This window comes from Rhizobacter koreensis (assembly GCF_013366375.1).
Taxonomy (GTDB): domain Bacteria; phylum Pseudomonadota; class Gammaproteobacteria; order Burkholderiales; family Burkholderiaceae_C; genus Schlegelella_A; species Schlegelella_A koreensis.
Map to the genome: position 1 here is coordinate 327,979 of NZ_JABWMJ010000007.1, position 6,441 is coordinate 334,419.

Genomic DNA, 6,441 nt, shown 5'->3' on the forward strand with positions numbered 1-6,441 from the left:
GCCGGCTCGCGCCGAGATCAGTTGCCGAGCAAGGCGCGCAGCCGGGCGACGACGCGGCCGCGCTCGTGCGCCTGCACCCGCGCAGCCTGCGCCGGATCGTCGTAGAGGCCGGCGCGCTGGTGGGCCTCGAGCATGCGGCTCATGTCGCGGACCGACGTGACGAGACCCGTCGCCACCGCCGACTCGAAGCCGCGCGCGACGATCGAGCCCGGCGCGCGCTCGGCTGCGCGCTTGCAGGCTGACGCGACGCGCCAGCGCCAGTCGGGGACGAAGTCGGTCAGCACCGGCGTCACCGGCTTGCCGCTGACCAGCGCCTCGGCCAGCATCGCTGCGCTGTCGGCGGTCACCACGAACTCGTCGGCCGCGCCGCGCAACGCCGGGTAGGGGTTGTCGGGCTCGCCCCAGGGCACGATGCGGTGGGGCCCTTCCATCGCCCCGCGCAGGCATGCCAGCGCCGAGGGCGGCGTGCGCGGGCTGGTCAGCACCCACGCGCTGCCGCCGCGCGATTGCAGGCGCGCGTTCACGGCGTCGGCCACGCGTCGCGCGGCACGCTGGGTGAGCACGTGAGGCCGGCTGTCGCCGCCGACCAGCACCACCGTCCACGGCCGCGGCAGCGCGGCCGCATCCGCGGCCCAGCGCGCTCCGAGCGCGGCTTCGGTCGGCCCCGACGCCAGCAGCGGCAGCAGGCACTCGAGCACGTTGTCGCGAGCGGGCAGCGCGTACTGCGGCGTGGTGACGACGAGGTCCCACCACGCGAGCGGCGTCCATGGCCGATGCACGCTGACGATGCGCGTGCGCCCGCCGGAGCGGCGCTTGACCCACAGCGCGGCGGCCGCGCTCTTGCGGCCGGCGACGATCACGAGCTTGGGCCAGGGTGCCTCGAGCGGCACGTCGCTGCGCCAGGACATGCGGCTGGGCAGCCAGTGCGCGGGCGGCACCCGAGCCAACGCGTTGAAGCGGAGCCGAACGGTGCGGAACGCAACCCCGAGTTCACCGGCCAGAGCGAGCACCTGGCGTGCGTCGCCGACCCGGTCGGCGGTCATGGCCCACACCGGAGCGACCGCCGTCTCGCCGATGGCAGGCGGCTCGGGCGCCGGCCGCGCATCCGGCTGCTTGGGGCCCTGCCCCGCACCGGTCCCGGTGCGCTCGATCGTGCGCGGGCTGAGGGCGACGGACATCGTCCGAGCCTAGGAAAAACGGCCTCGCGTGTCTGTCTGGCGCGACCTCCGGGTCCTGTCAGGCGGTGTCGTACGCCTATTCGCGGTTGAGCCCGCACCAGCGGATCGCGGCGAGCGTCAGCTCGGCGCCGTCGTCGAGTCCGATCTTCTCCTTGATGCGCGCGCAGTAGGTCTGCACCGTTTTTTGGCTCACGTAGAGCTCGTCGGCGATCCGCCGGGTGGTCTGCCCCTCGCCGAGCCGGCGGAACACCTCGAGCTCGCGGTCGCTGAGCCGGTCGACGTGGTCGATCTCGTCGCCTGCCGCCTGCGTGAGGCGCTCGGCCAGGCGCGAGAACACCTCCGGGGTCGCGTAGATCTTGCCCGAGTGGACCCAGCGGATCGCCGGGACGATCTGCCCGCTCGATGCACCCTTCATGACGTAGCCGCGCGCGCCCGCGCGCAGCGCACGCTCGACGTCGCGGATCTCCTCGTGCATCGAGAGCACGAGCACGCGCACCGCCGGCAGCCGGGCGCGCAGGGCCTTGATCAGCTCCATGCCCGAGCCGCGCCGCAGCGACAGATCGACCACCGCAACGTCGGGCGGATCGGCGCTCATGGCGGCGAGCGCGGCGGCCTGCTCGTCGGCTTCGCCGGTGACCTCGAAGCCCGGCTCGGTCTGCAGCAGCGCCTTGAGCCAGTCGCGCACCAGCGGGTGGTCGTCGACCAGGAAGACGCGGATCGCCGCGTCGCTCACGCCTCGGCCGCTCCGGCTCGCGGCAGCACGCAGACGACGCGCGTGCCTTGCCGTTCCGTCCGCTCGATCGACAGGCTGGCGCCGATGTACGCGGCGCGGTGCGACATGATCGGCAGCCCCATCCCGGAGCCGGAGCGCTCCTGCGACAACCCGTGACCGTCGTCCTCGACGACGAGCGACACGTTCTGCCGGTCGCCCGCGAGCGTCACGTCGACGCGCGTGGCCCCCGCGTGGCGGACCGCGTTGCGCAGCGCCTCCTGTGCGATGCGATAGAGCTGCGCGGCGGTCGCCGGATCGGCCACCGCGACGTCGCCGGCATGGCTGAAGCGGCACGCGAGGCCGCTGCTCGACGACTCGTCGACGAGGTCGTTGATGCGCTCGGGCAGCTGCTCGGGTGCGATCTCGGACAACAGCAGGCCGCGCGCGAGCTGGCGCGTCTTGCCGATGCCGGTCTCGATCAACGCGATGATCGCCTGCGCATCCTGCGCGAGCGGGTTCTGCTGCTGCGCGAGGCGCTGGCACAGCACCTGCGCGGCGAGCGTGGTGCCGACGAGGTGCTGGCAGATCTCGTCGTGCAGTTCCTGACCCATCAGGTTGCGCTCGTTGGCGCTCGCGTTCAGCAGTTCGCGCTCGAGCCGCCGGCGCTCCTGCGAGAGCATGAGGATCTCGCGCGTGCGCTCGGCGACGCGCTGCTCGAGCTCGCGGTAGAGCGTGATCAGATGGCCGCAGACCCAGACCACGAGCAGCAGCACGACCAGGGTCGAGGCGGCGTTCCACCAGATCCAGAACGGCAACGGCCCGCCCGACAGTTCGAACACGTCGCCGATCAGCTTGAACGCGATGCTCGCCACCGAGACCGCGACCGCCGCACGCGTGCCGAGCCAGCCGACGGCGAGCAGGATCGGCACGAAGTAGAAGATCGCGAGCGAAAGCCTGATCTCCGAGAGATAGTCCGCGAGCGCGATCGACAGGATCATGGCGACCACGATGCCGAGCGCCTGGTGCCGGCTCAGCGAGGCCTGACGTGCGAACTGGGTCAGGATCCAGTCGCTCGAGCCGGTCATCGTTGCGTTCATGCGAGCCTCGTGCGTCTTGTGTCACCGGAGCAATCGCGGCAGGGGTCGCGTGCGCGCCGTGCGAGCGGCGGCCCGGTCGCGGCAGAGAGTCGCCGGGTTGCCGTGCCCCTGTGCCCGCCGGCCGCGCGTCACCACAACTTCTGAAAGCTTCGGACAAAGAAAAACGGCCTAGCGATCGCGATCGCTAGGCCGTTGATCTTCTTTCAACTTGGTGCGGCTGGCAGGAATCGAACCCACGACCCCTTGGTTCGTAGATAACCAGACGCCGCCAAGTCATTGATTTTCAACACATTTCCGACGTTCATTCCTATCCAATCTGTCCTGTCCTGCACTGTACATCACGGGTCAGTCCCCCAATAGTCCCCCAGCTTCGGCGCCGTCTCGGATCCTCTCGGCGGGCCAAGAATCACGTAGCGAGACGCCTGTCGTACCACCGACGTCGCACTCGCTCGCGCGTAGAAATGAGAGTCAGGGTGTATCGGAGCGAGGACGCCCTTGAACTCCTCTTCGACCCCACGGGCGGCTCCCGCGCCAGACAGGTGCGGGTTCCCGTGCTCTTACCACCAAGGGCGGCGCTGGGCTGCGAGCGCCAGCCGGCCGGCCGCGTGTCCATGTTGCCGCATTGAAGTCCGCTGGCGTGCCGTACCCGGCAACCACCTGCTCCACAGGGGCACAAGACCCGAACACGCGAGTGATGCCGAGCAGGCCCTCGCTCGCGGCCTGGCTCCCCGCGTGCACACGCACTGATCTGTTCGTCTGCGTGGCGTGCGCCTCCGATAGGCGAACTGCCGCCGCCAGTTCCTGCCCGCCCCAAGCCTCGGCGGCTGCTTCACCGTGTTGGGCGACATGAAAAACTGACCCCCTGGCGACATTGAGAACTGACCCCCTTCAAGCGAAGGAGGTTCGAGTGGAAGAAGTTCAGGCCCAAGCTCCCACGATCGAGGATGGTCGAGGGGGTCAGACGATGTTGGCGCCGCAGGAGGTGCAGAAGATGCTGGCGCTGTCGGCGCTCGGCTGGGGGAGCAAGCGCATCGGCCACGAGCTGGGCTGCAGCCGCAACACGGTGCGCGAGTACCTTCGGCAAGGCGGCTGGCGGCCGATGGACGTGGCTCGCCGCAGCGGTGTGTTGGAGCCGCATCAGGAGTGGCTTGCCGAGCGCTTGCGACGCCACCGCGGCAACGCCGACGTCGTGCGGCAGGACCTGCAGCGCGAGCTCGGCATCGAGGTGGGCTTACGGACCGTGCAGCGCGCCGTGGTGCCGCTGCGGCGGGAGTTGCGCGCGGAGGCGCTCGCCACGATCCGCTACGAGACCGCGCCGGGACAGCAGCTGCAGATCGACTTCGGCAGCACGTCGGTCGTGATCGGCGAGGAACTTCAGCGGGTGCATCTGTTCGTCGCGACGCTCGGCTACAGCCGGCGCTGCCACGTGAGCGTCTTCCTGCATGAGCGCCAATCCGCCTGGCTGCAGGGGCTCGAGGCGGCGTTCCGTCACTTCGATGGCTTGCCCGTCGAGCTGCTGATCGACAACGCCAAGGCGCTCGTGCAAGACCACGACGTGCAGACACGGGAGGTCAAGTTCAACGATCGCTTCCACGCCTTCTGCCGCTACTGGGGCGTGGTCCCCCGGGCCTGCGCGCCGTACCGCGCGCGCACGAAGGGCAAGGACGAGCGCGGCGTCGGCTACGTCAAGCGCAACGCCATCGCCGGTCACCGCTTCGAGAGCGTCGAGGCGCTGCATGCTCACCTGCAGCAGTGGATGCGAACCGTGGCTGACATCAGGCTTCACGGCACCACCGGCGAGCCGCCGATCGTGCGCTTCGAGCGTGACGAGCGCACGCGGCTCAAGCCCTTGCCCGGCAAGGCGCCGTTCCTGCAGGTGCGCGAGCTGAGCCGGCGCGTTCACAACGATGCGTGCCTCGAGCTCGACACCAACCGCTACAGCGTGCCGTGGCGGCTCATCGGCGAAAGCGTCACCGTCATCGTTGCCGAGCGCTGCGTGCGGGTGCTCTACGCCGGGCAGGAAGTAGCTTGCCACGCGCAGAGCGCGCTTCGCCGAACGACGGTCATCGAGCGCGGCCACCTTGCTGGCATCGTCGGCGCCCAGTTCGCCGGCGTCACCTGGCTGCCTGCGACGCCGTTGCAACCGGCGCAGATGCCTGCCGAGTTGCTGCGGCCGCTGCAGCAGTACGAGGCGGCACTCGGGGGTGGCTGGTGAGCGCGGCCAAGAAGACCAAGCCGCCTGAGGCGATCGGCGAGCTCGAGCCGATGCTGACGCGGCTGAAGCTCACGGCGATCCGCGATCAGCTCGACACGCTGCTCGACCAGGCCGGCCGCGCCGAGCTGAACCTCAGGGAAGCCCTCACGATGCTGTGTACGGCGGAGGTCGCGCGCAAGGACGAGCGGCGCATCCAGATGGGGATGTCGATCGCGAAGTTCCCGTACGTTCGAACGCTCGAGGGCTTCGAGTACGACGCGCAGCCCTCGGTCGACCCCAAGCAGATCCGCGAGCTGGCGCTCTCGCGCTGGGTGGCCAACGGCGACAGCGTCCTGTTGCTCGGACCACCCGGTGTCGGCAAGACGCACCTCGCGGTGGCACTCGGGCGCGAGGCGATCGTGCGCGGCTACTCGACGCTGTTCGTGCCGGCCACCGGGCTGGTCACGCAGCTCGCTCGTGCGCACACAGAAGGAAGGCTCGAGGAGAAGCTGCTGCACTTCACCAAGCCGAAGCTGCTCATCGTCGACGAGCTCGGCTACCTGCCGTTCGAAGCGAATGCCGCACACCTGTTCTTCCAGCTGGTGAGTCGGCGCTACGAGCGCGGCTCCATGCTGGTGACGAGCAACCGATCCGTAGCCGAATGGGGCGGCGTGTTCGGCGACGCCGTTGTGGCGACAGCAATCCTGGACCGACTGCTGCACCACAGCCACGTGATCACCATTCGTGGTGACAGCTACAGGCTGCGGACGAAGCGGCGCGCTGGCCTGGTTAACCAGGCCAGCGCAACCACGGCAACCGTCGCCAACTGATCAACCGGGGGGTCAATTCTGGACGTCGTCAGGGGGTCAGTTCTGGATGTCGCTTGACACACCGCGCGTGCTGCCGGTCGGCGCCGCGGGCTGAAGTGACACTACGCAGCTCATGGCGGCACCCGGGTCCCGGTGAGCCCTCCTCGCAACAGCCGCTTTCGAAGGTGGAGCCGACGATCACATGGTGTCGACCGGCCGCCGCGGTTGAACGACCGCTGGCGATCCGCCGATCGGCAGAAGTCGACCCGTTGCGGAAGTACGCTTCGCCAATCTCGCCGCCCGAAATCAGTCGCTCAACATTCAAGCTTAGGGAAGCTCTGCAAAACCGGCCCGCAGCTTGCATGATTGAGGCCCATGATCGCCAAGCGCGCTGAAGCCATGAAGCAGTTGGGCCTGGGTTTGAATCTGTCGACCAAGAAGACGCGCAAGC

The 6,441-nt window shown here is 69.2% G+C and carries 5 protein-coding genes; 2 read left to right on the forward strand and 3 right to left on the reverse strand.

Features of this window, described 5'->3' with window-relative positions; translation table 11 throughout:
- Positions 1-17: 17 nt before the first annotated feature.
- The 3 genes from HQN59_RS16490 to HQN59_RS16500 form a co-directional block, all read right to left on the reverse strand.
- Positions 18-1,178 (reverse strand): ELM1/GtrOC1 family putative glycosyltransferase, encoded by a 1,161-nt coding sequence (locus tag HQN59_RS16490; RefSeq protein WP_176070207.1) that lies wholly within the window; start codon positions 1,176-1,178, stop codon positions 18-20.
- 76 nt (positions 1,179-1,254) lie between these two features.
- Entirely contained in the window at positions 1,255-1,911 is a 657-nt protein-coding gene (locus tag HQN59_RS16495) for a response regulator (RefSeq protein WP_176070208.1), read from the reverse strand.
- On the reverse strand, positions 1,908-2,987 hold the full coding sequence (locus HQN59_RS16500) for a sensor histidine kinase (protein WP_176070209.1): 1,080 nt from the start codon (positions 2,985-2,987) through the stop codon (positions 1,908-1,910). The genes HQN59_RS16495 and HQN59_RS16500 overlap by 4 nt, the downstream gene beginning before the upstream one ends.
- Positions 2,988-3,951: 964 nt before the next feature.
- On the opposite strand from HQN59_RS16500, the gene istA reads away from it, so the two are divergent.
- A complete protein-coding gene (gene istA / locus HQN59_RS16505; protein WP_176070231.1) occupies positions 3,952-5,202 on the forward strand; it encodes an IS21 family transposase in 1,251 nt (416 codons plus the stop codon).
- Entirely contained in the window at positions 5,199-6,011 is an 813-nt protein-coding gene (gene istB / locus HQN59_RS16510; protein ID WP_342451229.1) for an IS21-like element helper ATPase IstB, read from the forward strand. Before istA ends, istB begins: the two co-directional genes overlap by 4 nt.
- Positions 6,012-6,441 lie beyond the last annotated feature (430 nt).

Coding starts and splice junctions, on each gene's coding strand:
- HQN59_RS16500 (WP_176070209.1), bottom strand. CDS start 2,987: ATGAACGCAACGATGACCGGCTCGAGCGACTGGATCCTGACCCAGTTC.
- istA (WP_176070231.1), top strand. CDS start 3,952: ATGTTGGCGCCGCAGGAGGTGCAGAAGATGCTGGCGCTGTCGGCGCTC.
- HQN59_RS16490 (WP_176070207.1), bottom strand. CDS start 1,178: ATGTCCGTCGCCCTCAGCCCGCGCACGATCGAGCGCACCGGGACCGGT.